Consider the following 452-nt stretch of genomic DNA (forward strand, 5'->3'; position numbering starts at 1 on the left):
CAACCCCGTGCGCCCGCCGCCCCCCGCCGAACCCGCCGACGCCCCCGGATCCACCGGCGCCGGGGCCCTTCCACCCCGCCGCCGCCCGACTAACCTAGGTCGAATGACCACACAGCAGGGCCCACAGCGCCAGGCCAAGTCCCCCGCGGGCGCCCGCACCCTCGCCGAGGAGCTGCGCGCCCGGCCCGACGACGACCTGGTCGCCCTGCTCCGGTCCCGCCCCGACCTGCTCAACCCCGTGCCCGGCGACCTCACCCAGCTCACCGCCCGGCTCTCCTCCCGCGCCTCCGCCCTGCGCGCGCTGGAACGCCTGGACCGCTTCACCCTGCAGACCGCCGAGGCCCTGGCCGCGCTCCCCGACGCCTCCTCACCGGCCGCCGTGCGCACCCTGCTGGCCGGACCGGCCAAGGTGAAGCCGCACCCCGGGGCCACCCCGCTGAGCGCCGCCGACC

The 452-nt window shown here is 78.8% G+C and carries 1 pseudogene; it reads left to right on the top strand.

The features are described from left to right. Positions 1–103: 103 nt before the first annotated feature. A pseudogene (locus tag BI06_RS23640) lies at positions 104–452 on the top strand (DNA-binding protein); the annotation flags it as partial.

The sequence above is a fragment of the Kitasatospora sp. MBT66 genome, from assembly GCF_000710405.2.
In the GTDB taxonomy this organism is placed as follows: Bacteria; Actinomycetota; Actinomycetes; order Streptomycetales; family Streptomycetaceae; genus Kitasatospora; species Kitasatospora purpeofusca.